Here is a 22679-nt window from a genome sequence, read left to right as displayed (position 1 = left end):
TGAGGTTGCCTCTTCGAGTATCTTGCGAGAAGCGTTAGCTTTGAGCAGCTCAAGGCGCTTCTGCCTTTCATTTAGAGAGAGGTTCCCCCTCTTAGGTCATATTGTTATATACACTTCATTTTCGATTACTTCAACATGATACGTTTTTACTTCGCCTGTATCCGGAGCCTGAACTTTCCCGTCTTCCAGGGATATCTTCAGGTCGTAGACTGGACAGTAGATAAACTTCCCGCTTACGAGTGCATCAGCAAGTGTACCGCCTTTTCTGTGTGGACTGCGGTTTTCAACCGCTTTGACCTCTCCATTGGATATCCGGAACAAGACGATATTCTCGCCATTTACTGTAACTGCCTGCCCTGCCCCCACAGGCAGGGAATCATAATCCGCAAGCTTGACTCTAACCATTGTTTCCTGCATCATCATCCATCCTCCTATTCAACCGTAACTTTGCGTACTTGATAGTACTTTTCTTTAATTCCGTTATCAGAAATCGCTTCCTGCCATGGCTCGTTATATCGTTCCAAAGTCTTGTCCAGCCTATCGTTTAACTGCTTTCTCATATTCTCATCGGCGAGGACTTCCTTGACATGTTCAAGTCCCATTCTTTCAAGCCAAGGTGCTGTCCTTTCAAGATATGCAGCTGTTTCACGGTAGTATTGGAGATATGCTCCTGTAATTTCTAATGCCTCTTCTTTTGTCTTAACGGTATCAAGCAAATCGGCAGCACGCAGGTCTGTTCCGCCATTTCCGCCGATATAGATTTCCCAGCCGCCATCGACTCCGACAAAGCCAATGTCTTTAATTCCGGATTCCGCACAGTTCCTTGGGCAAGCAGAAACTCCCATCTTGACCTTATGCGGTGTATCAAGGCGCTCAAACTTTTTCTCGAGCTCAATTCCAAGTCCCATTGAATCCTGTGTGCCAAAACGGCAGAACTTTTCACCAACGCAGGTTTTTACAGTACGCAGTGTCTTCCCGTACGCATATCCAGAAGGCATCCCCAGGTCTTCCCACATTGCAGGAAGGTCCTCTTTGTTGACACCAAATAGGCCAATCCTCTGTCCCCCCGTCAGTTTTACCAAAGGCACGTCGTACTTCTCGGCAACTTCTGCAATTTTCTTCAAGTCTGCCGCAGTCGTCACGCCGCCATACATTCTAGGCACAACTGAATATGTTCCATCTTTCTGGATGTTGGCATGCATTTTCTCGTTAACCAGCCTTGAATCACGTTCATCCTTATAGCCTTCAAAATTTATCATACCAAGGTAGTAGTTGATTGCCGGACGGCATTTCGAACATCCTTCCTCTTGGGACCAGCCGAGCACATTCATGACTTCCCTGACATTCGTAAGACCTTTTGACCTGATTTCGGCAACAATTTCATCTTTGCTTAAAGTTGTGCAGCCGCAGATTCCTGCTTTTTTAGCCGAAGTATCATATTGGTCGCCAAGCGTGTACGCGAGGATGTCGGATATGAGTGATTTACATCTTCCGCATGAACGGCCAGCGTTCGTGCAGCCACCAACTTCATCAACAGTAGTCAACTCATTTGTACGGATTGCGTCGACAATCGTTCCTTTTGTGACACCATTACAGCCGCAGACAAGCTCGTCATCAGCCATCGCCGCTACATCGCCTGCTTCTCCACCGCCGCAGCAGCCACTTGTTTCTAGGATCGAGACGCTTGTCATGCCGCTGATGTCTTCTCTTTTCGTCAGCATCCTGAACAGGCGATTGCTGTCCTTGGTGTCACCATAAAGCACGATCCCGGCAATCCTATTGTCACGAATGACAATTTTCTTATAGATACCATCAAATTCATTGTGGACCTTGATTGATTTCGTTCCTTCGTCATCACCAATCTCCCCTGCAGAGAACAAGTCACAGCCTGATACCTTCAGCTGGGTTCCGCAAATCGTGCCTTCATATGGGTTCGTTGGGATTCCTGCTAGGTTGGCGGCAAGTACTTTACCCTGTTCATACAACGGTGCGACAAGGCCATAGACGATTTCTCTATGTTCAGCACATTCCCCAACGGCATATATATTCGGCACATCTGTCTCCAGATAATCATTGACGACTATCCCTCTGTTGACATAAATGCCGCTATCTTTGGCCAGCTGGACATTAGGTCGGATGCCGACAGCCATCACGACAAGGTCGGCCTCGATTTCGGAACCGTCTGAGAATCTAAGTCCTGTTACCCTTTCCTCACCTGAAATTTCCACAGTCTGTTTTTCAAGCAAGAAATTCATGCCCTGGTTTTCCAGCTCTTTTCTCAGCATTCCTGAAGCTGTTTCATCAAGCTGTCTTTCCATCAGATGCGGCATCAAATGGATAACATCGACTTCCATCCCCAAATTCAGCAAGCCTCTCGCAGCTTCCAGGCCTAGCAGCCCTCCGCCAATTACAGCGGCCTTTTTATATTGCTCGGAATCTTTGATCATCATTTCACAATCATGGATGTCACGAAACCCGACTACTCCTTTTTTATCTGATCCGGGCACCGGAAGAATAAACGAGCTGGAGCCTGTAGCGATGATCAACTCATCATAATCTACCACACGTCCCTGGTCGGATATTACCTGATTCTTCTGCTTGTCTATCTCGACTACCGCTTCCCCTGTATAAAGCTGGATGCCATTACTCTTATACCACTCCCAGTCATTCATGATGATGTCTTCGATTGACTTATCTCCTTGAAGGACTGTAGATAACATAATTCTATTGTAGTTTGGATGCGGCTCATCCCCAAAAATAGTGATCTCATATCCATCTGGCTGAAGTTTAAGTAATTCTTCAATCGTCCTTACTCCTGCCATTCCGTTTCCTATCATGACTAGTTTCTTTTTCATCTCGTTTGTCCTCCTATAATTTCGAATGCGGAGTTTTCATTAATGATATTTCCTCTATGTTTAAATTGTATTGTGATTTAAGTCTCCTGTTTGTGAAGTTCGTCACACTTTAGAATAAGTATGTGCATCATTTCACAAATACTTCAAAATTAACAATTTCCGCCTTTCTTCGGAATTGCAGTTATGTTCAAGCTTAAATTGGGTATTGTATTTGTAATGGAACTAATGTAAAGGGAGGCAAGCTTTATGATCATTGTTTATATAAGTATCGCTGTTATCGTGGCAGCCCTCGGTTATCTTGGGTATGTTGTTTATAAAACATATAAAGATGCCAAGCCTACGATTGATAGTCTTCAAGAGACCGCAACCCGGGTACAGAACAAAACGAATGCCATAAAAGAAGAAACCGATTCACTCAAGTTTAAGCAACAGAAGCTGATGACTGATTTTGAGAAGAAAAAGAAAGCTGTCAATACTGTTGTTTTTTCAGTAAAGCAGACACCAGTTGAATTTAAGAACGCACTTGCTGCAAAACCTGTCGCTGAACTTGAACAGAAGTATAAAGCGAGACAGTGGAACCGCAAGCGTCACAACCGAACAATGCAGCCACAATAAAACAGGGCCACCCGCCCTGTTTTTAATTTTGCCTCTGCCTGGTGACTATCTTCCTATATCCTCATTCTGATTTATTTCCCAATTACGTAAAAAACCAAGCAAAATCAAGGGTTATGATGCCGAGACAAATATTTAGGAGTTTTGTACGATTGCCGAAATAATATTTAATAATTATTATGTATAAATATACAAAATATTATTTCGGAGGAATACATAAATGAAGCATAAAAAAATTATCTCTGGTGCAGTAGCTGCAAGTTTGCTGGCATCTTCACCATGGACTCCGGCGCTCGCTGAGTCTTTAAAGTGGAGCTATGTAAATGCATACGAAGAGAAGGATGGCAGCTTATTCAATAGCGAAAACTATGATTTTATGAAATTCTCGGAAATCGGCGACAAGCTTGCTCAAATCGAGAAGCAATCCAATCGTGTGAAGGTTGAAGTAAAGGGTCAATCATCAACAGGCCAGCCCCTATATGTCGTTACGATTGCCTCGCCTGACTCTCAAGGCAAGTTCGGCAAGATTCAGGCTTTAAGAAAACAAATGTTCAAAAACCCTGAAAAAGCACAGGACTGGATTGAAAATAACCCTGACTTCAAGGTGCCAATCATGATCAATGGCTCCATCCACGGTACTGAGTTTATCGGCAGTGACGCGGTCATGCAGCTGATCGAGCGCTTTGCACTTGAGAATGACGACACAACGAAGGAAATTTTGGAAAATAATATCTTGATCTTCAATGTTGTCCAGAATCCTGACGGACGTATTGATGCTACACGTTTCAACGGTGAAGGAATCGATCTGAACCGTGACTTCATCACCCAGTCACAGCCGGAAACCCAGGAAACTGTTGCCCTAATCAAGGAATGGAATCCGATGGTCTTCCTTGATACACATGGCTATGTAAAAAATTATGCACCAAACAAGCAGGGTCTTATTGAACCTTGTACGGTTCCTCACAACCCCAATTATGAATATGACCTTTATGAAAAGTGGGCAATGGACCAGGCAGAAGCGATGGAAACCGAAATCATGTCCAACAAGGGAAGCTTTACCGGCAGTCTCTATCAGTCAATGGAAGGAACCTACATTCCTCAGCGCGATGACGCGGAAGGCTGGGATGATTATCCGCCGATCTTCACGCCAATGTATGCAATGTACCACGGAGCATACGGCCATACGCTTGAAGCGCCAACGAATGATCTGGACGGCGTTCGCTGGATGTATGACGCCATCATGGGCGCATTGAAAAATGCTACAGATAACAAGCAGGAAATGATCAAAGACCAAATCGAGATGTTCAAGCGCGGCATCAATTTTGACCACCCATTCCATGAAGAAGGCTTCTTCCCGACTGCTTATGTGCTTCCTGTTGATCCTGAAGATCCAACCGTGACACAAAAGGCAGTCAATCATCTGCAGAAAAATGATATTGAAGTCGTCCAGGCTTCCAAGGACTTCACAGCTGAAGGCAAGTCTTATCCTAAAGGTACATATATCGTAAAAATGGATCAGGCAAAAGCCGGCCTTGCCAATACAATGCTGTGGGATGGCGAGGACATCACTGAAGACGTTGATGCTATGTATGATATCTCAGCATGGAGTCTGCCAGAGCTCTGGGGCTTTGAGGCTATTGCGGTTCAAAGCGAGTTTGCTGTAACAGCTGCAAAAGTAAATCAGATTCAGGAACTAGGCTCTGTCAGCGGCAAAGGTCCATTCCTGATCCCGAATAGTTCAGTGAAAGCTGTTAACCTAGTGAATACACTCCTTCAACAAGGAGTCCAAGTTAAGCGCGATCAGGAAGGCAATTTTTACACAGAAGCAGCGGCGAACGTAATATCAGCCGCGGTAAAACAATCCGGACTGCACATTGAATCGGCGAAGGTTCCGGCTGATGCAGTTGAGGTCAGTGATATGAAGGTTGCGATCTTGAAGGATGGCGGCATGAACAAGGCTCAGTCTCATTCAGGAACCAAACTGGCGCTGAAACGTCTGGGATTCAACGTGACGGAAGTGACTCCTGTAGAAGTGGCTGAAAATGGTCTTTCTGGCTTTGATGTTTTTGTATACAGTGGGACCGAAGGATTGATTGCAAAAAGCCAGTCGCGTGAAGGAAACAAGGAGTTCGGCTTCACGAGTCCAGAACAATTTGACAGCTTCAAGGCGAATGTTGAGGAATTTTTGCAGGGTGACGGTAAGTATATCGCAGTCGGGGCAAGTGCATCTATCGCGACAAAGACATTGGGACTTACCGATGATAAAATTGTCGTCGCAGGCTACAGCAGCAACGGCATTGCAAAGATCGATTACAGCGGTGAAGGTGTGACAGGAGGATATGGCGAGGATGATATCGGTTTTGTTTACCGCCCTGTCTGGTATGAAAACACCGAGAACGACAAGGTATCTGCAACATTTGACGACAATCCCGACTTCTTTGTAGCAGGCCATTGGAAAAACAATACGGTTGCCCAGGGCAAGGCGGTAATCGTGAAAGAGCAGGATAAGGACGTAACGCTTATTGGTCTTGAAGCAGGCTTCCGCGACCATACAGACTATCTGTTCCGACTTCTTTCCAACAGCATTTTTGAAAAATAAATATGATAAAAGCATCGGGCCTCTGTCCGATGCTTTTGTTAGCTATGTGTATAGTATTTTTCCAGAAGCTGATAGTCCCTCGTCTTTTGAATTTCGATATGATTTGCCAGAGCGAATTCTTCAAGCTCCCGTATCAATTGTTCGCTGTTAAAGTAGGCAACACTAAAATTGAAGCCTCCCCTAACCTTTACCACTGCATTCTTCGTCGTCCAGCCAATCCTGCCGAACTTTATTTTTTTGATATTCTCAGATGTAAAGATTTTTCGGTATATTGTAATATTGGAGATAGTTATTTTATATTCAAACTGGTGAGATGTTAACGTTAAATGAAATCGCAGATAAATAATAAGAACTAAAGCGATCGGAATCAGTAATTGAAAGAACCTGTTGAAGTTTGCTGAGAAAGGCATAACAACTAACAATGAAGATATTATGTATATTGGCGCCCTACCTGAATAAGTCAACTAAATCCCCCCTCACACTTTTCATTTTACCAGATAAATCCAGATGCTGATATAGAAAAAGACCACCTTTTCAGGTGATCTGCATTTTCATAGATAAAGTCCTGCAAGGAAAATCCCCAATGCTTCTTCATAAATCTCATCGAATTGCGATAGCGGCAGCGGGTTTATTCCGAAGCCAAGCTCGACGGTAAAGCCCGGGCGGCGCCAATCCTGGATGAACCAATCTTTATAGCCAGCATAGCTCTCGATAGTTTTTACCGGCTGGTAACCGCTCACCCTGGCAAATTCATTGACCATTGTTTCTGATTCAGGCGGCTCAAGATTTTCAAAGCCCCAGTAAATGACTTCTCCCTGCGTATGGAAAGCCAGAACCCGGGCAAAATCGCGCCTTCTCGTCATTTCTGCCATCGCAACCGCTTCTGGCTCGGATAATGGGTTTGGCCCAACATAGTCCCTCGGGCCAGGCTGACTTGGATTGCGTTCTTTTTCAAGCTCCCATTTTGCCGGGAACTGGTCGTTCAGGTCCACACCTCTGATATTGGCCTTCCATCCGCTGAAATCCTGGCTTCCTCTATTTAATTCTACTACTCTTTCATTCCATGGCTCTGCTTCAGGCGGCCCATTGAGCACAAGATTGACTCCATCAGGATTGACCATCGGCACAATCGATAATGTTGTCTGTCCATAGAAATTCTGCATGGACAGTCCGCGAATGGAGGACTTATTTGTCAAAGCCAAAAGATAGTCGTTCAGAAAAGTCATGATGATGGGAGTGGTGATCCATTCATTGGCATGGAACGATCCATTATAGTGAACCCGTTTATTTCCGTTCCCAATCAGAGTTTCCGGAATACTTTTTCCTAAAACTGAGTTGCCAATCGAAGGCACTCTCATGAAAGGATATACATTTTCCAATCGTCGCAAATCACTCATCAGTGAGGCATAATCATAATTCTTTTTCCCCTGGACAATTCTCCAGGTAATTCTTAATGGGACCTTGATCATCTGTCCGATGTACAAACCGTTTGGGTTAATATTTCGGTTTGCCAGCAGCAGTGCATCCACCTGTAAATTTCTGCTTTGGGCAATCTTCCAAAGAGTATCCCCTGCACGGATCCGGTAATCCACCGCTGCAAAACCAGGAATCCTAACCGTCTGCCCCACATCCAGAGCATTCGGATCGATATCACGGTTGGAATCTATGATTAACTGGAGAGGGATGTTGAACAAATTACTGAAATACCAAAATGAATCTCCTCTTCTCACATATATATCCATAGTGCGCCTCCTGTTCTTTCAAAGTTGCATCTATACATATGTATATGAGTCGCTTTCGAATCTATTTCAGAAGATGAAAATTAGCTTTATTTTTTCAAGCCTTTGATAAAGGCTGCGACTGCGAGCTGGTAACTTTCATCCAGATTCAGCGGCATCCCGAACCCCCTTCTTTGTTCCAGTGATGCAAATCCATGCATCAAGCTTCTCAAACCTCGGACAGCATGGATTGCTTCCTCATCTGAAAGGTCAAAAGGTCCAATAGCAGAAACGACGAGTTCAACGATTTTTTTGCCAGCCTCATGAACCTGCTCATCTGAAGGGGCTGGTGCTGATAATGCGAACTCGTACAGTCCCGGATTTGTTCTTGCAAAGGTTAAATACGCCTGGCTTAATGCCAATACTGCTTCTTCCCCATGAGCTTTGCCCTCTGCTTCCTCCTCAAGGCTAATGTACAGTTTCTGTAGTGAAAAAATGGCCATTTCCCTTTTAATACCCGGCAGGCCATCAAAGTGATTGTATAATGAAGGCGATTTAATGTTGAGCTTCTTGGCCAGCATTGCAAGGGTTACATATTCACTTCCATGCACATTCGCTAGCTCAGCTGCTGCGATCATAATCGTATTTTTATCAAGCGCAATTTTCGGTCTTGGTGACATATTTCTTACTCCTTTATTTTGTAAAAGCTTCTTCAGCTTTTTGGATGGCTTTTTCAATAATTGCTCCAGGATCTCGAAGCAATTCCCCGTGCCCCACAGCCAGCAGGCTTGGGTTTAGCTCATGAATTTTCCGGGCGCTATGCAAGGCTGTTTCTTTGTTCCATGTAGCCATTGCCGGAAAAGGAAACCACGGTATGGTCACACCAGACACGGCTGTTCCTCCCCTAGTTTGGAATGCATCACCCGCTATCAGCATATTTGTTCTCTGGTCAAGGAATGACATCGATCCCGGGGTATGCCCTGGAGTTGAGATTGCCAGCAAAGAACCGATATGATCCCCTTCCTTTATAAGTATATCCGGACTTGTTTTGATGTTCTTTGGTACGCCGCCGCGAATCGGTGTCTGAAGTTCGGTTGAGTCAAGAGATGTATCACCGGCTAAAAGGCGCGCATCGCGATCAGAAATATAAACCGGAACACCCAGTTTAGCTTTCAGCTCATCAAGTGCGCCAATGTGATCGCCATGAGCATGGGTCAAAATAATCCGTTTGATTTGTTTTCCGATTTTTTCAGCTGCCTGCAAAATCGGCTTTGCGCTATACGGTAGCGCCGCATCAATTAAAGTCAGACCATCCTCCTCCTCGATAAAATAACAATTGACAGGAAAAAACCTTGGCATGAACGTAAGCTGATATAAAAACCCCTCTTTGATCACTCTCATTTTATTGCCCCCCCTAAAACTAATATCGTTAGTTTTATTTTAACTAATGTTATTAGTTTTGGCAAGCGCTAATTGGATAAATTATGAAAAACGGACGGTTTCCCCGCCCTATAACCATGAATGGTGATATTAGACCGGTAGGATGACGAAATTTGGGGTTATTACCAGTAAACCTACCAGTATCCTGATGGTTATTTCCAGTTGATGAAGTTTATTAACGGTTACAGACTTTTTATTAACGTTTGCAGCTAATTTATTTACGATTGCCTCACTTTTATTTCCGGTTGCAGCCGATTTACCTCCGGTTAAACAAATTTTATCTCCAGTTGCAGCTGATTTATCTCCGGTTACACAATTTTCATCTCCGGTTGAACCAAATTTAATTAAGTTTATAAAAAAAGAAGCCTCGACTATAAAATCGGGCTTTCTTTCTCATATTACAACACCTTACTCAAAAAGGCTTTCGTCCGCTCATGCTGCGGGTTTTCGAAAATCTCATCTGGCTTGTTTTCTTCCACGACCAATCCGCCGTCCATGAAGATGACACGGTCACCGACTTCGCGTGCAAAGCCCATTTCGTGGGTGACGACGACCATCGTCATCCCTTCGCGCGCAAGTTGTTTTATTACCTCTAATACTTCCCCGACCATTTCTGGATCGAGGGCTGAGGTTGGTTCATCGAACAGCATGATTTTTGGCTCCATCGCAAGGGCGCGTGCGATTGCCACCCTCTGCTTTTGCCCGCCGGAAAGTGAATCCGGGTAGGCTTCTGCTTTATCCTCTAGCCCTACCTTTTTCAGCAGCTCCATCCCTTTTGCCCTTGCCTGCTGTTCCGCAACGCCTCTTACCTTCAGGGGCGCCAGCATGATGTTTTCAATCACAGTCTTATGCGGGAACAGGTTGAAATGCTGGAATACCATTCCGACCTCTTCGCGAACTTTGTTGATGTCCGTACCCTTATCCGTAATGTCTATGTCCTCGATCAGCACATGCCCCTCCGTAATCGTCTCGAGCAGGTTTATGCAGCGGAGGAAGGTTGATTTACCGGAACCTGATGGACCGATGACCACGACGACCTCCTGTGGCTGTACCTCAACATTTATTCCATTCAAAACTTTATGGCTGCCAAATGATTTTTGCAGATTAGCGACTTTGATCATTCTGTTTTCAGCCTTCTTTCAAGGAGATTTAGTAAAAAGCTAAGCGAGAGTGTCAGGATGAGATATATGACTGCTGCGGTGAGGTATGGTTCCCATACGCGATAATACTGGCCTGCCATCGCCCGGCCCCAGTACATGATTTCAGGAGTCGCGACAATGGCGGCTAGTGATGATTCCTTAATAAGCACGATGAATTCATTTCCAAGAGGAGGAATCATCCGCTTGAAGGCCTGCGGTAAAATGACATACCTCATCGCCTGGACATGGGTCATTCCAAGCGAGCGGGCGGCTTCCATCTGCCCGCGGTCGATCGACTGGATTCCTGCCCTGAAAATCTCTGCGATATACGCCGCCGCATTTAGGGACAGGGCGATGATGGTCGCAACAATCCCATTTGTCTCCCCTATGAGCATGGGGACGACACCAAAATGAATCAGCAATATTTGCACAAATAACGGGGTTCCCCGGAAGAAAGTAATATACCAGACAAAAGGCCAGGTCAGCAGTTTTCGGCGCTGTATTTTGCCAAGCCCGATGAACAGGCCGAGGATTGTCCCGATTAAAATCCCCGCCAATGATAGTCCAATTGTAAGAAGCGTGCCTTTTACTAGATAAGGAGAATATTCAACAATAATATCAAAACGAAAATCCATAGCTTGCCCTCCAAAGCCCCGAGGCCTGGGACTAGATTTTGATGAAGTTTACAATCACATTGACTGTTGGTTTTCGAACATTTCTTGCAACTAAAAGACATCGGGCTCTTTTCGATATGACGAAATTGCATTATAAGTCTGTGAAAGCATCAAAGTTTATGAAAAGAGCTCTACAAAAAAATGCGTAACGCTGTTTTCAAGAGTTACGCATCATCGAAGATTCATTGTTTATGAGGTTATTCTGATGCTTCCTGTTCCGCCTTCAGCATTTCCATATTTGGATCTTGGCCGAACCATTCTTGATAGATTTTTTCATATGTGCCATTCTCGACGATTTTCTTGATTGCTTTATCGAAGTCCGCCTTCAGATCGGTGCCTTTCGGGAACAGGATTCCATAGTATTCTGCCTCGAAGCTGTCGCTGTCTTCAATGACCTTCAGTTTTTCATTCGGATTGTTTTTGGCATATACTTCGACTACGCCGTTATCTGCTACGACTGCATCTGCTCCGCCAGACAGCATTTCCATGATTGCCAGGTTGTTGTTATCGAATTTCTTGATATCCTCGTTGTTCTTGCCAAGGAGCTTATCCATTGTTGCCTGCCCGGTTGTGCCGTTTTGGACAGCTACAACCTTGCCCTTCAAGTCAGCAGCACTTTTAATGTCGCTGTCTTCACGGACAAGGATTTTATTAGTGGATAAGAAATATGGCAGCGAAAAGTCATATGTCTGCTTGCGCTCATCATTGATTGAGATTGAGGAAACCGCCAGATCAGCTCGCTCGCTCTTGATTTCCACAAAAATCGGGTCCCAGCCGACATTTTCGATTTTCAGCTCGTATCCTGCTTCTTTCGCCACAGCCTTCAGAAAATCGATATCAAAACCAACAATTTTGTCGCCATCCATGTATTCAAATGGTGCATATGCTGCATCAGTGACGACCCTTAATTCCTTCTTTTCGGCGTCGGATCCCCCTCCGCCTGAGCTTGTTCCGCATGCCGACACTACGAGTGCCATGATTGCCAACATCACAATGGCAAGAAATCTTTTCTTCATTCTGATTGCCCCCTCTTTTAAAAACGTGCAAAACTTTAATAATTTATATGTAATCAAGCAGGCTTGTATTACTTTTTGCGGTGATAAGAAAAACTTATATTTATAGATTCATACCTTGTTATTTCCTTATGTTTCCTTTTAGATTAAGATTTTAACAGGGAGGGATTTATGATGAAGTTTAAATTCAAAGCGATAGACCACATTCAGCTTGCTGCACCTAAGGGTTCAGAAGAGCAGGCCAGGAGATTTTTCGGGGAAATATTAGGGTTTGAAGAAGTCGAAAAGCCGGCAGAGTTGAAAAAGCGGGGCGGAGCATGGTTTCAATACGGGAATTGCCAAATCCATATTGGCATAGAGGAGCCTTTTGTCCCAGCACGCAAGGCGCATCCGGCGTTTGAAATCGAAAATATTGAAGGATTGAAGGAGCACCTTGCTGTAGCAGGAGTTGAATACATAGAAGATGATAAGCTTCCAGGCGCAAATAGGATTTATGTAGATGACCCGTTTGGCAATAGGATTGAATTATTGGAGTGGATCAGTTAGGTTTTGCTTGCTCGATTGGTTTTCAATCGAGCAATAATTTGGTATCATATTTAGAAAAGCGAAATATTCGTACTGAGAAAGAAGTGTTGATGGAATGACCCAGCAGCAAAAGGCAAAACGGAATTTGATGATCATGTGGTTCGCGAATTTCTTCATTGCCGGCAGCATGACAATGGTGATGCCTTTTCTATCCTTGTACATTGAGACTTTCGGTGATTTTTCAGAAAGGTATGTTCAGAACTGGTCGGGATTGACGTTCGGGATTACATTCGTCACTGCATTTCTATTCTCTCCGGCAATCGGCAGGCTGGGGGACCGGTTCGGCCGAAAAATGATCCTGATTTTCATGGCTTTCGGAATGGGATTTTCGGTTTTCCTGTTAGGATTAGCCAGTTCAGTATGGGAATTATTTTTACTAAGGATGTTCATGGGATTATTCTCAGGCTTCATCCCTGTTTCACAGGCCCTGATCTCTACACAGACACCAAAGGAACAGGCCGGAAAGGTTTTAGGGACTCTTCAGACTGGCAGCATAACCGGCGCCCTTCTAGGACCGATGATCGGCGGGATTCTTGCTGACTCTCTAGGCTACGCAGCAACCTTCCAATCAACCTCAGCCTTCATCGTCCTGTCAGGATTGTTAGTGTTCATGGTAATGGAATACAGGATTGATATCAAAAAAGGAACAAAAACGAATTACAGCCGCAAAGAAGTTCTTCAGCATATTTTTAAAAACCCAATCATGGTCAATGTCCTGCTCATGTCGATGCTTGTGCAGATTGCCCATTTCAGTATCCAGCCCATCCTGTCGCTATATGTGGGAGAGCTGCATGGACCAGAAAACCTTGCATTCTTTTCTGGAATCGCCTTTTCGGCAGCAGGACTCGGCAATTTGCTAATGGCACGGAAATGGGGCCAAATTGCCGACCGGGTTGGCTATATTAAAATTCTTGTCGTGCTCCTGTTTTTATCTGCGATCATCTATCTGCCAGGCGGTTTTGTGGATAACATCTGGCAGCTTGTCCTGATCCGTTTCCTGCTGGGCATTACCATCGGCGGCATTATCCCTGTCAGGGTTGCCTATATCAGGCAGGAGGCCCCGGTGGCAATGCAGGGCGAGGTGCTCGGCTACAACACAAGCCTCCGTTTCTTCGGGAACATTGTCGGTCCAATACTGGGCGGTTTTCTTGCAGGATACTTCGGTTTCACCTCGGTATTCGTCCTGACAAGCGGACTTCTGCTCGTAAGCGGCATTGTCCTGTTTGCATCGATGCAGCGCAATCCCCAGTTCGTTAGAGATACTTTTTAAAAATAAGACGGAAAAAGGCTGGATCCTAGTGATTCAGTCTTTTTTATTTATTAAGAGTCATCCCCAAGTAAATGGCAGTCAGAAGCTTTTACCAAAAAATATTCGAACGTAAGATGTTCCATTTAAAGCAACCTTGCCACACATCTTTGGAAGAATTATCCACATTACTGTTTTTTAACCGTCGCCTGAGCGAACCATTTACATATGAATGAGATTTAGAGGAAGAATAGGTTCATATTACATATGGAAAATTGGGTGATTATATTTGGAAGTACAAGCCTTGCAGGAGGTCGAAAAACTGGCCTTAAAAAAGCACAAAATTTTTAAACAAAGCAAAACACGCTATCTGGCCAGAGCTGCCCTGGCTTCGATGTTCATCGGTTTTGGGGTAATTGTTGCGTTCAAGACGGGTAATCCATTTTATGTAGAACACTCGCCCTTTGCCTATCCTATAGCGGCCATTACATTCGGTGCCGCCATTATCCTGATTGCCTATGGTGGAGGTGACCTGTTCACAGGGAACACCTTTTATTATACGTTTACGGCACTGAGGAAAAAAATGGCCTGGGTGCAGGTAGCCAGGATGTGGGCTTACAGCTATATCGGCAATATCATTGGCGCAGCTGCATTTGCTTTTTTGATCTACACAACGGGATTGTTTGATGACAATTCCGTAAACGGATTCTTGTTAAGCGTCGCTGAAAAAAAGACACTCGCGCCAACTTCAGAGCTATTTTTCAGGGGAATTCTCTGTAACTGGCTCGTTTGCCTGGCGTTCTTCCTGCCGATGTCAATGAAGGGCGACGGAGCAAAAATGTTCGCAATGGTGTTCTTCGTCTACTGCTTCTTCATTTCGGGCTATGAGCACAGCATTGCCAATATGTGCACCTTTGCGATTAGCATGGTCCTCGATGACCCACAGTCTGTTACTTTTGCCGGGGTAATTCATAATCTGATTCCCGTGACGATCGGCAATCTCATAGGTGGCGGGATTATGATGGGCTGGATGTATTATTACGCGAACAAACCATTTTTTGAGGAATGATAAAAGGCTCAGTTTGTACCTGAGCCTTCCCTTTTTAATTTGATCGCAATTTGAGCTGCCATCAGGGTGGATCCTATAAAGATGGAGGCAAGAAGTATTTGATTACTCAACAACTCTTTTGAATACACTGCTACATTCATTGAAAACCAAAACAGGCTGCTGACGGCAGCAGCCCCGAAGAACAACCCCCATATGAACTCCTTGACCTTCCGGTACCAAAGGCTCCCCTGGAGATGCTTTATGTAAAAATAGAAAAATATACATACGACCAAAACTACGAACGAATAACTGTAAGGAAAACGGACAGCATCTTCTACCCTATCTACCACAGCGATGTTCCCTAGAAATAGCAGTTGAAAGATAAGAAAGTAAAAAACGACAATTAGTAATAAAATCCATTCTGATATGTATATAAAGACCTTTCTGTAAATTTACGGATTCCTCCTCCAAATCCATATATGTTTATACTTCTTTTTTGAAAATAATATTCCTTCATAATTAAACAGGATATAGAAAGTTCTATATCCTGTTGATCTTGCAGTGACGAATTTATCACCGATGTAACTGCCCCTCTAAAGTTTCTGCTTGTAATAGGTGATGCCAAGGGCAAATGCAAGTACTGTACCCTTCACGATATCCATCGCATAATACGGGACCGACATCATCACAAGACCATTTTGCAAAATGCCGATTAACACCGCCCCGACGAATGTACCGAATGCGTTTGGCTTGCCAGCTCCAAGAACGGAAAACCCAATAAAAGCAGCGGCCACTGAATCCATCAGATAAGGAGAACCTGCATTGATTTCTGCAGTCATGACACGGGAGGCCAAAACAATCCCGCCAATTGCCGCGAATAAAGCTGATAGCAGGTAGGCTGCTGTTTTATAGCGGTTGACTGGAATGCCTGAAAGCCTGGCCGCTTCTTTATTGCCGCCAATCACATACATATAGCGGCCATGTTTTGTGTATGTCAGGAATATATGGACAATTATGACGGCGATCGCCATGATCAGGATGATCCACGGAACCTGCCCTATTTTAGCGAAAAATGGGCTGATTGTTCCTGTGGAAAAACTTCCATCAGACAGAATCATATTCTCCGAAACCGTCGCGCCCTTCGTATAAGTCAGCGCTGTTCCCTGGATGATGAACATCATCGCCAGTGTCATCAGCATGTCCGGAATCTTCAGCTTCAAGATCATCAATGAATTGAGTGTCCCTACAATCAAGGCGGCGGCGATCGCTGATAATACCGCAATCAGAGTGTTTTGCGAGAACCAGACAAACATCGAGATGACGATGGCGTTGGACAAGGATGCGACAGAGCCGACGGATAAATCAAAGCCATCAACTGTCAGCGATATGGTGATGCCAATCGCGATTATTGTAACGATTGAAATCGAACGGAGTATATTAATGACATTATCGCCGTTGATAAAAGAAGGATTCGCTGCCGCGAAGATGGCGACCAGGACAAAGATTGTCAAAATCGTCCCATATTTATATAGGAACTGGAACAATTCGAATGTCTTTTTTTGCGTTGGTTCTTGCTGAAATGGGAGTTTCGCTTCCATCCTATCTTCCTCCTGTTGAATAAAATAAAAGTTCTTCTTCTGTTGTTCCGGCGGTTTCAAGCTCCTTGACTGGTTCACCATCATAGAGCACGTAAACTCGATTCGTGATGCCGACGATTTCCGACAGCTCCGAGGAGGCATAAATGACACCCTTCCCTTGTGCTGCAAGCTGGGCAATCAGCTCAAAGATATCCCGTTTTGCGCCTACATCCACGCCCTTGGTTGGCTCATCAAAGATATACACGTCCGCATCGGCAATCAGCCACCTTCCAATCGCTACTTTCTGCTGGTTCCCGCCTGAAAGATTTTCAACTTTGACCGTTGCCGATGGTGTCTTGATGCCGAGAGACTTTATGTACTCCTGTGCTGTTTTCTTTTCAGCCCGTCGGTCGATAAAGCTCCATACTCCAGTGAATTTCTTGAGGTTGACTGCTGTAAGATTGGAAGTGACCGATTCGGCAACAAGCACACCTTCCTTTCGCCGTTCTTCTGGAACAAGGGCCAAACCGCTTCTTACAGCAGCATGGGGGCTCGTCAGCTTAAGGATTTCCCCTTTTAACTTAACGCTTCCGCTCTTGGCAGGTGCCGCGCCAAACAGCAATTTGCACAGTTCTGTCTTTCCTGCCCCGACCAGGCCGGCAAGCCCGACGATTTCCCCTGCTCTTACATGAAGTGAAGCATTTTTCACTTTATCTCCATCTTTTAAGCCTTCGACTTCCAGGAGAGTATCTCCGAACGTGCTGACCCTTGGCGGGAATTGATCTTCCAGCTTCTGGCCGAGCATGTATTCAATAACCTGGTGAGTGTCGACTTCAGGAATAGCTTTTTTCATGACCAGTTCGCCATTTCGCATGATCGTAATCTCATCACATAATTCAAAGATTTCCGGCATCCGATGGGAGATGAAGATGATGCCAACATCCCTTTTAGCCAAGTCCCTGACAATCCGGAACAATACAGATGTTTCTGTATGACTGAGAGGAGCGGTTGGTTCATCAAGGATTAAGAATGAGCAATCACTTGAAATTGCCCGGGCAATCAGGACCAGCTGTTTCTCAGCAAGCGTCAGTTCCCCGGCAAGCTTTTTTACAGGAATGTGAAGGTTCATGTTGGATAGGATCGACTCGGCCTTTTTGAAAAGCTCCTTCCAATTCATCCAGTGCTGTTGGCCCATCTCCTGCACCGTTTGGTTGAGCATGATATTTTCAGCCACTGTCAACGATGGGATGATGGCTGTATCAACCTCCTGGTAGACCGTCTGGATGCCGAGTTTTTGTGCATCAGCTGGTGTCCTGATTTCGACACTCTTGCCATCGAGCTGGATTTCCCCTGTGTAATGATCGTGGGCACCAGAAAGCACCTTCATTAACGTCGATTTTCCCGCTCCATTCGCGCCAATCAACGCATGGATCATGCCTGTTTCTGTGCTGAAATTTACGTTATTCAACGCTCGCACTCCCGGAAACTCAATACTGATGTTTTTCATTTGAAGTTTCATCCCGTGGCCTCCTCTCTATCAATCTGCAAAGCAGACACTCTCTTTAGTTTGAGAGTGTCTGCTTCGAGTGGCGGAACTGGAAAAAATCGTGCGGAATTTCCAATTCGCCATTAAAATTGTGAAATCGCCAATAAACTAGTGGTTTTCGCCAATATATTTCTGAAATCGCCAATAAACATGCGAAAATCGCCAATAAATTTCGGAAATCGCCAATAAAATTATTAACGCCTAAAATTAAGAGAAGTATTTTATTATTTTTTGTAATGATCTTTCAATTTCTCCATCCAATCTTCCAAAAACGCATCGGATTTGCCCCAGCCTTCGATGATTTCAGCAAGATTGACCATATTTACCGGATTTTTTGACTGCTGAAGCTGATCCTGTGAAATAAGTGATGCTTCAAGATCGTAGGTTGCCGGTGTTTCTTCACCAGCCAGTTTTTTTGCCAACAATCTCATATTCACTTCCCCAATCAGCTTTGGATCAACGGCGGCCGTGTATTTCCATGGGTTGCCTTCTCCCTGGATTTCCTGCAGGTCAGCATTGGATACATCGATTCCGTAAATCTTGATTTCATCTCGGCCAGCTTCCTTAATGGCACGAGCTGCGCCGATCGCAAAAGCATCCCATGTTGCGAAGATCGCGTCAATTTCTCCTTTTGGATGCTTGTTCAACATAGCGGACACTGCGTTTTGTGTCTGGACGCTTGTATCTGCAGCCGCTACTCCGAATCTGTCAACCTCTTTGATTCCTGGATTCGCCTTCAAGGTTTCCTGGTAAACTTTATTTCTTCTGACCATTGGCGGGAAGCCATCGACCCATAGGTACACGATATTCGCTTCTCCATTTTGGTCCTTCACAAGCTGATCCAGTGCCTGCGTTGCGAGAGCCTCATCATCCTGGGATGTAAGTGTGACTCCTTCGACCTGAGCCAGATCCGGATTTGAATCGAAAGTTACGACACTTTTGCCTTTTTGCACTAATTTTTTCACATCTTCTACTGTAGCTGCGTCATCACCATGGGAAATGATGAATCCATCATAGTCCTGCTGGAGCCCCTGATTGATTGCATCATGAAATTTAGCTGTGTCCCCATTCGCCGTGAAGACGTCTACCTTGAAGCCGAGCGCTTCCCCTTCTGCCTTCGCTCCGGCCAAAAATTGCGCAGTATGGTCGTCTCCGCCAATCTTGCGGATGACTTTGATTTTGACTTCCTCACCTTTGGCAAACCGCTCCGGAACTCCTTCAACAGGACCACTGGCAGTCTTCGTCTCTCCCCCGCCGCAGCCTGTCAGCAGCAAAGCTGAAGCAATTGCACTTAATAATACTTTTTTAATTCCTTTTTTCATCTTAATTTCCCCCTTTGATTAATCTGCCTGACTAACACAAATAAAAAAACCTCTCCAGAAAAGAGAGGTTTCAAACGCAATAGAATACAAATGTCGGATTCCTCTCTTATCTTTCAAAACAAATAAATGTTTTGCAGGATTTAGCACCAATTCCATTTGGAACGGTTGCTGGGCGTCATAGGGCCAGTCCCTCTGCCACTCTTGATAAGAGAATTTCTTTATTTAGTTAATGTTGCAAATTGATAAAGTTTACTTTAAACTCCTATACTCATATTGTCAATATTATTTTGAAAATTTAATTTTCATGCTTAAAAAAGAAGATCCCCATATTTGGGAATCTTCTTTTTACAATCAGCCCCTGCCTGCCGCAGTCATCCATTCGTACTGGCGAAGTTTTACTTCATAAAGTGTCAATGGGTCACGGTAAAGTTCAGGGTTAATTCTCATTTTTTCAAGTTCGTTTTTTCCATATTCGATTTCGGATTTTGCTTCTTCTACTGCAACTTCAAGAACGTTGAATGGGTTTTTGAAGAACAGATTCACATCACGCTCAATCGATTTTTCGAAAATCTCGAATTGCTGCAGAAATCTTTTCGCAATGGTTACGCCGATTTCATAATAATCTTCAGTCTCGAGATATGTTTTGTAGCGGTTATAAAGCATCGCATTGTTTTGCGGAAGCACCCCAAGCAGCTTGCCGGCGCTTTTCAAGAAAAATTGCTGCGGCGTCGAGCGATTCATGATGTTGACCTTTTCATAGTGGACACCGTTCGTCATCCGGTCAGCATCACGGCGCCAGTCATCTAGTACTCTGAAATCACAGTCGAGGCTGATCCTTTCATCTCCATACATGGAGTTAAAGCCCTCGGCCATTTCATTCAAGTAGTTTTGGCTTTGGTCGAATTCGTCCTTTGAATGTTGAATCCACCCTCGTAAATCTTTATGGAATTTCGGCAGTACGGTTCCATCGAGATATTCCTGGATTCTCTTGTTCATTTCTTCATCCATTTCAGCATGGATATTTCCGAAATCGCTGTCCTCCGTCACTAATTCCGAGCACCCACGCAATAATTCAGGAATCTTCTCAATGATTTCCGCACGGGTTTCATCCTTGATTTTTCGGTATGACTTCTGGATGGAACTTGACTTCTCTTCTTCAATATCTCCCAGCTGGTTGATCGCGCCATTAAGCTTGCTCACCATTTCCTCGTTCCAGCTGATTGATTCAGTATGGTTATTCTCAATTTCAATTCGTTTATCGAGCAAATACGTGATCGCCCTTCTGACGAAGAATTGCAGTTTTGCGGTACGCTCTTGCTCGAAGTCGACTGTGCTTCTATTAGTTTGTATGAAATCAGAGAAATCCCTCAGTTGCTTACCCTTATCATAGTTAGATGAGAAAGCAAACATTTTCGAATCAGGATAGTATTGACTGATTTCAGCCAATGTCTGGTCAAAAACATCAATTGCCTCCTGCTGACTGTATATCACATCTATTTTATTCAACAAGAAATGTATAGGCAGATCCGGGAAGTACTCTGAAATTTTCGAGAGGATTTCCTTTTCTTTTTCCGTAAAAGGATCATTCGCATTGAGCACGAAAAGCAGACCATCAGCAAATCTCAAGTAATTGTACAACGGATGCTTGTCATAGTTATTACTGTTTATCCCTGGAGTATCAATCAATGCTAATTCGTGTTCCCTCAAGAATGGGAACTCTGCCTTGAAATCAATGATTGTTTCATTCTTATGAGTCTGGCGGCGAACTCCTGCCGCTTCCTTGAAATCCTCTATATCCGTGATCCGGCGGACGTCTGTATCGGTAATTTCTTGGATTTCCGGATTCTCTTCATTCTTGAAACGGATGACAGCAGCAGTTGGTGCGGTGATCAACTCTTCCCCAACAATGGTATTGACGAATGAGGACTTCCCATTGCCAGTTATACCAGCGATCAACAGATTATGAACATTGGATTCCTGCAACTCCTGGACCATCCACTTAATCCGGTTGCCGACCTCTATCTCATGATTTCCAGCCCATTCAATGATCGTCTTGAACAGCTGCATGCTATCCTCATATCCATCATGGTACTCGCGCGAATTGAGCACTAGATTTTCGGCATCGTGAATCGCGGACGAGGTGATGGTCCCTGGAAATACCTCATTCCACGCAATAATGGATGATGCCGATACAAGACTGTTGACAGGACTTGTGATTTTCAGCCAATTGGTAAGCAATTCAGGGATCAACGGTGAAATTTCCTTGATTAATCGATCGCCGTTAATCAACTCGAAATATGTGTCCTGATAGACCGCTGACAGATGGGTCCATCCATCTTTTCTATTTCCGTCCATCCCGCTGAATAATTGGTTGAATTCCCTTAGCCATGTCATGTATGAACTTTGACCCTTATAGCTTTCCCACAGGGATACTGCCAACTGTTCAAACCGGCCTCTGTCCACCTGGAAAAGAACAGATAATGCTTCGTTAAAATAATCTGGTGCGAACTGAGCGGTATGCCCCTGTTCTACATATTGATTCAAAACGTCGAACCACTTAGGCGAACCGGTGCGAACCCCTTCATTGACTGCCAGCTCGACTGCATTATCCCAGTCCTGGTGCTCTTCAAAGAAAGCGCGGGCAATCTCCGTTACGCCAGGATAATCTGGATCAAGTGACACTGACTTCTTGATGACAGCAACCGCTTTTTCAAGCTTTCCCTGCTCTATGTAGAGAGATAAAAGCTGAAGGCCACTCTCGATTTTAAGCACATTGCTCTCTGTTTCAATCGACAGGTACAGCTCCTCCGCGGAAGTAAGCAAACCAAGTTCAAGGAAGGCATCACCCATGTTCTTTTTCGCCCATGGCTCGAATTCATTTGTAATGTTCTCCCACTTAAAAATCGCCGCTTCAAAATCTTTATTGTGAAAATAAACCTCTCCCTGAGCAAAACGGATATACGACAAATCTGGCATATCATTCTTTTGCTCTTCAAGGTAAAGCTCCCCGAGAACATGAACAGGATGTGTCCTGTTTCCTGATTCCATATAAGTTTCAAAATACGACTTTTTGATTAATTGCTCTTCAAATGTCATGACTTTCCTCCGACTTCTCATAATAATCAATTCAAAAAAAGAGCCTTCGGACTCCTTCAGGCATTAAAAATTTGTATTAGCTAACTGTTCTTTTTCCCTATTGCGGCTTGCCCTCAAACCTTATCATTGTATTCTATCAAACTATTTTTCATTCAAGATTTCAGCCAGCTTTCAGTTTTGCTACAAGCACTGCAAAATTTGTAATCTTT

General features: G+C 44.4%; 18 protein-coding genes, 2 pseudogenes and 1 riboswitch. Of the genes and pseudogenes, 5 read left to right on the top strand and 15 right to left on the bottom strand.

What is annotated here, in order from left to right; genetic code table 11:
• Positions 1–96: 96 nt before the first annotated feature.
• Both CD004_RS03885 and nirB read right to left on the bottom strand, forming a co-directional pair.
• Positions 97–423, bottom strand: a complete 327-nt coding sequence (locus tag CD004_RS03885) for a nitrite reductase (NAD(P)H) small subunit (protein ID WP_233434942.1) — start codon at positions 421–423, stop codon at positions 97–99.
• An 8-nt stretch (positions 424–431) separates the two neighbouring features.
• Positions 432–2855: a nitrite reductase large subunit NirB gene (gene nirB, locus CD004_RS03880; protein WP_102261573.1), complete on the bottom strand. Its 2424-nt coding sequence runs from the start codon at positions 2853–2855 to the stop codon at positions 432–434.
• Positions 2856–3101: 246 nt separating this feature from the next.
• On the opposite strand from nirB, the gene CD004_RS03875 reads away from it, so the two are divergent.
• Both CD004_RS03875 and CD004_RS03870 read left to right on the top strand, forming a co-directional pair.
• The gene (locus tag CD004_RS03875; RefSeq protein WP_102261572.1) at positions 3102–3470 is read left to right on the top strand and encodes a DUF948 domain-containing protein; all 369 of its coding nucleotides are present in this window, start codon (positions 3102–3104) and stop codon (positions 3468–3470) included.
• A 217-nt stretch (positions 3471–3687) separates the two neighbouring features.
• Positions 3688–6066 carry a M14 family zinc carboxypeptidase gene (locus CD004_RS03870; protein WP_102261571.1) on the top strand — a complete coding sequence of 793 codons (2379 nt, stop codon included), beginning with the start codon at positions 3688–3690 and terminating at the stop codon, positions 6064–6066.
• 38 nt (positions 6067–6104) lie between these two features.
• Here CD004_RS03870 and CD004_RS03865 read toward each other — a convergent pair whose 3' ends face one another.
• From CD004_RS03865 to CD004_RS03835, 7 genes are all read right to left on the bottom strand, one after another.
• Positions 6105–6530, bottom strand: a complete 426-nt coding sequence (locus CD004_RS03865; RefSeq protein WP_102261570.1) for a hypothetical protein — start codon at positions 6528–6530, stop codon at positions 6105–6107.
• An 87-nt stretch (positions 6531–6617) separates the two neighbouring features.
• Positions 6618–7808, bottom strand: coding sequence for a M14 family metallopeptidase (locus CD004_RS03860; protein WP_102261569.1), 1191 nt, complete (start codon positions 7806–7808; stop codon positions 6618–6620).
• Between the two features lie 86 nt (positions 7809–7894).
• Positions 7895–8464 carry a TetR/AcrR family transcriptional regulator gene (locus tag CD004_RS03855; protein ID WP_102261568.1) on the bottom strand — a complete coding sequence of 190 codons (570 nt, stop codon included), beginning with the start codon at positions 8462–8464 and terminating at the stop codon, positions 7895–7897.
• A 13-nt stretch (positions 8465–8477) separates the two neighbouring features.
• Positions 8478–9185 (bottom strand): MBL fold metallo-hydrolase, encoded by a 708-nt coding sequence (locus CD004_RS03850; protein ID WP_102261567.1) that lies wholly within the window; start codon positions 9183–9185, stop codon positions 8478–8480.
• 437 nt (positions 9186–9622) lie between these two features.
• Positions 9623–10345, bottom strand: a complete 723-nt coding sequence (locus tag CD004_RS03845) for an amino acid ABC transporter ATP-binding protein (protein ID WP_102261566.1) — start codon at positions 10343–10345, stop codon at positions 9623–9625.
• Positions 10342–10998, bottom strand: coding sequence for an amino acid ABC transporter permease (locus CD004_RS03840; protein WP_102261565.1), 657 nt, complete (start codon positions 10996–10998; stop codon positions 10342–10344). Before CD004_RS03840 ends, CD004_RS03845 begins: the two co-directional genes overlap by 4 nt.
• 236 nt (positions 10999–11234) lie before the next feature.
• A complete protein-coding gene (locus CD004_RS03835) occupies positions 11235–12053 on the bottom strand; it encodes a basic amino acid ABC transporter substrate-binding protein (protein ID WP_102261564.1) in 819 nt (272 codons plus the stop codon).
• A gap of 171 nt (positions 12054–12224) precedes the next feature.
• On the opposite strand from CD004_RS03835, the gene CD004_RS03830 reads away from it, so the two are divergent.
• The 3 genes from CD004_RS03830 to CD004_RS03820 all read left to right on the top strand — a co-directional run bounded on the left by CD004_RS03830 (position 12225) and on the right by CD004_RS03820 (position 14950).
• Positions 12225–12596 carry a VOC family protein gene (locus CD004_RS03830; protein ID WP_102261563.1) on the top strand — a complete coding sequence of 124 codons (372 nt, stop codon included), beginning with the start codon at positions 12225–12227 and terminating at the stop codon, positions 12594–12596.
• A gap of 94 nt (positions 12597–12690) precedes the next feature.
• Positions 12691–13905: an MFS transporter gene (locus CD004_RS03825; protein WP_102261562.1), complete on the top strand. Its 1215-nt coding sequence runs from the start codon at positions 12691–12693 to the stop codon at positions 13903–13905.
• Between the two features lie 265 nt (positions 13906–14170).
• Positions 14171–14950, top strand: a complete 780-nt coding sequence (locus tag CD004_RS03820; protein WP_102261561.1) for a formate/nitrite transporter family protein — start codon at positions 14171–14173, stop codon at positions 14948–14950.
• An 8-nt stretch (positions 14951–14958) separates the two neighbouring features.
• Here CD004_RS03820 and CD004_RS03815 read toward each other — a convergent pair whose 3' ends face one another.
• The 6 genes and pseudogenes from CD004_RS03815 to CD004_RS03795 form a co-directional block, all read right to left on the bottom strand.
• Entirely contained in the window at positions 14959–15279 is a 321-nt protein-coding gene (locus tag CD004_RS03815; RefSeq protein WP_102261560.1) for a hypothetical protein, read from the bottom strand.
• 243 nt (positions 15280–15522) lie between these two features.
• Positions 15523–16527, bottom strand: coding sequence for an ABC transporter permease (locus CD004_RS03810; protein WP_102261559.1), 1005 nt, complete (start codon positions 16525–16527; stop codon positions 15523–15525).
• Between the two features lies 1 nt (position 16528).
• Positions 16529–17203 (bottom strand): annotated as a pseudogene (locus CD004_RS24640) (ATP-binding cassette domain-containing protein); the annotation flags it as partial.
• Between the two features lie 318 nt (positions 17204–17521).
• Positions 17522–18013 (bottom strand): annotated as a pseudogene (locus CD004_RS24635) (ATP-binding cassette domain-containing protein); the annotation flags it as partial.
• A 263-nt stretch (positions 18014–18276) separates the two neighbouring features.
• Positions 18277–19374 (bottom strand): sugar ABC transporter substrate-binding protein, encoded by a 1098-nt coding sequence (locus CD004_RS03800; protein ID WP_102261558.1) that lies wholly within the window; start codon positions 19372–19374, stop codon positions 18277–18279.
• A 103-nt stretch (positions 19375–19477) separates the two neighbouring features.
• Positions 19478–19585: riboswitch (SAM riboswitch) on the bottom strand.
• Positions 19586–19725: 140 nt separating this feature from the next.
• Positions 19726–22470, bottom strand: coding sequence for a dynamin family protein (locus CD004_RS03795; RefSeq protein ID WP_102261557.1), 2745 nt, complete (start codon positions 22468–22470; stop codon positions 19726–19728).
• Positions 22471–22679 lie beyond the last annotated feature (209 nt).

The sequence above is a fragment of the Mesobacillus jeotgali genome (assembly GCF_002874535.1).
GTDB lineage: Bacteria > Bacillota > Bacilli > Bacillales > Cytobacillaceae > Mesobacillus > Mesobacillus jeotgali.
The sequence above is the reverse complement of the archived record's forward strand: the minus strand, read 5'-3'. Positions and strand labels throughout refer to the sequence as shown.

Bases quoted from the DNA above. Each gene is read 5' to 3' on its own strand.
- CD004_RS03885 (WP_233434942.1), bottom strand. From the start codon at position 423: ATGATGATGCAGGAAACAATGGTTAGAGTCAAGCTTGCGGATTATGAT.
- nirB (WP_102261573.1), bottom strand. From the start codon at position 2,855: ATGAAAAAGAAACTAGTCATGATAGGAAACGGAATGGCAGGAGTAAGG.
- CD004_RS03875 (WP_102261572.1), top strand. From the start codon at position 3,102: ATGATCATTGTTTATATAAGTATCGCTGTTATCGTGGCAGCCCTCGGT.
- CD004_RS03870 (WP_102261571.1), top strand. From the start codon at position 3,688: ATGAAGCATAAAAAAATTATCTCTGGTGCAGTAGCTGCAAGTTTGCTG.
- CD004_RS03860 (WP_102261569.1), bottom strand. From the start codon at position 7,808: ATGGATATATATGTGAGAAGAGGAGATTCATTTTGGTATTTCAGTAAT.
- CD004_RS03855 (WP_102261568.1), bottom strand. From the start codon at position 8,464: ATGTCACCAAGACCGAAAATTGCGCTTGATAAAAATACGATTATGATC.
- CD004_RS03850 (WP_102261567.1), bottom strand. From the start codon at position 9,185: ATGAGAGTGATCAAAGAGGGGTTTTTATATCAGCTTACGTTCATGCCA.
- CD004_RS03845 (WP_102261566.1), bottom strand. From the start codon at position 10,345: ATGATCAAAGTCGCTAATCTGCAAAAATCATTTGGCAGCCATAAAGTT.
- CD004_RS03840 (WP_102261565.1), bottom strand. From the start codon at position 10,998: ATGGATTTTCGTTTTGATATTATTGTTGAATATTCTCCTTATCTAGTA.
- CD004_RS03835 (WP_102261564.1), bottom strand. From the start codon at position 12,053: ATGAAGAAAAGATTTCTTGCCATTGTGATGTTGGCAATCATGGCACTC.
- CD004_RS03830 (WP_102261563.1), top strand. From the start codon at position 12,225: ATGAAGTTTAAATTCAAAGCGATAGACCACATTCAGCTTGCTGCACCT.
- CD004_RS03825 (WP_102261562.1), top strand. From the start codon at position 12,691: ATGACCCAGCAGCAAAAGGCAAAACGGAATTTGATGATCATGTGGTTC.
- CD004_RS03810 (WP_102261559.1), bottom strand. From the start codon at position 16,527: ATGGAAGCGAAACTCCCATTTCAGCAAGAACCAACGCAAAAAAAGACA.
- CD004_RS03800 (WP_102261558.1), bottom strand. From the start codon at position 19,374: ATGAAAAAAGGAATTAAAAAAGTATTATTAAGTGCAATTGCTTCAGCT.
- CD004_RS03795 (WP_102261557.1), bottom strand. From the start codon at position 22,470: ATGACATTTGAAGAGCAATTAATCAAAAAGTCGTATTTTGAAACTTAT.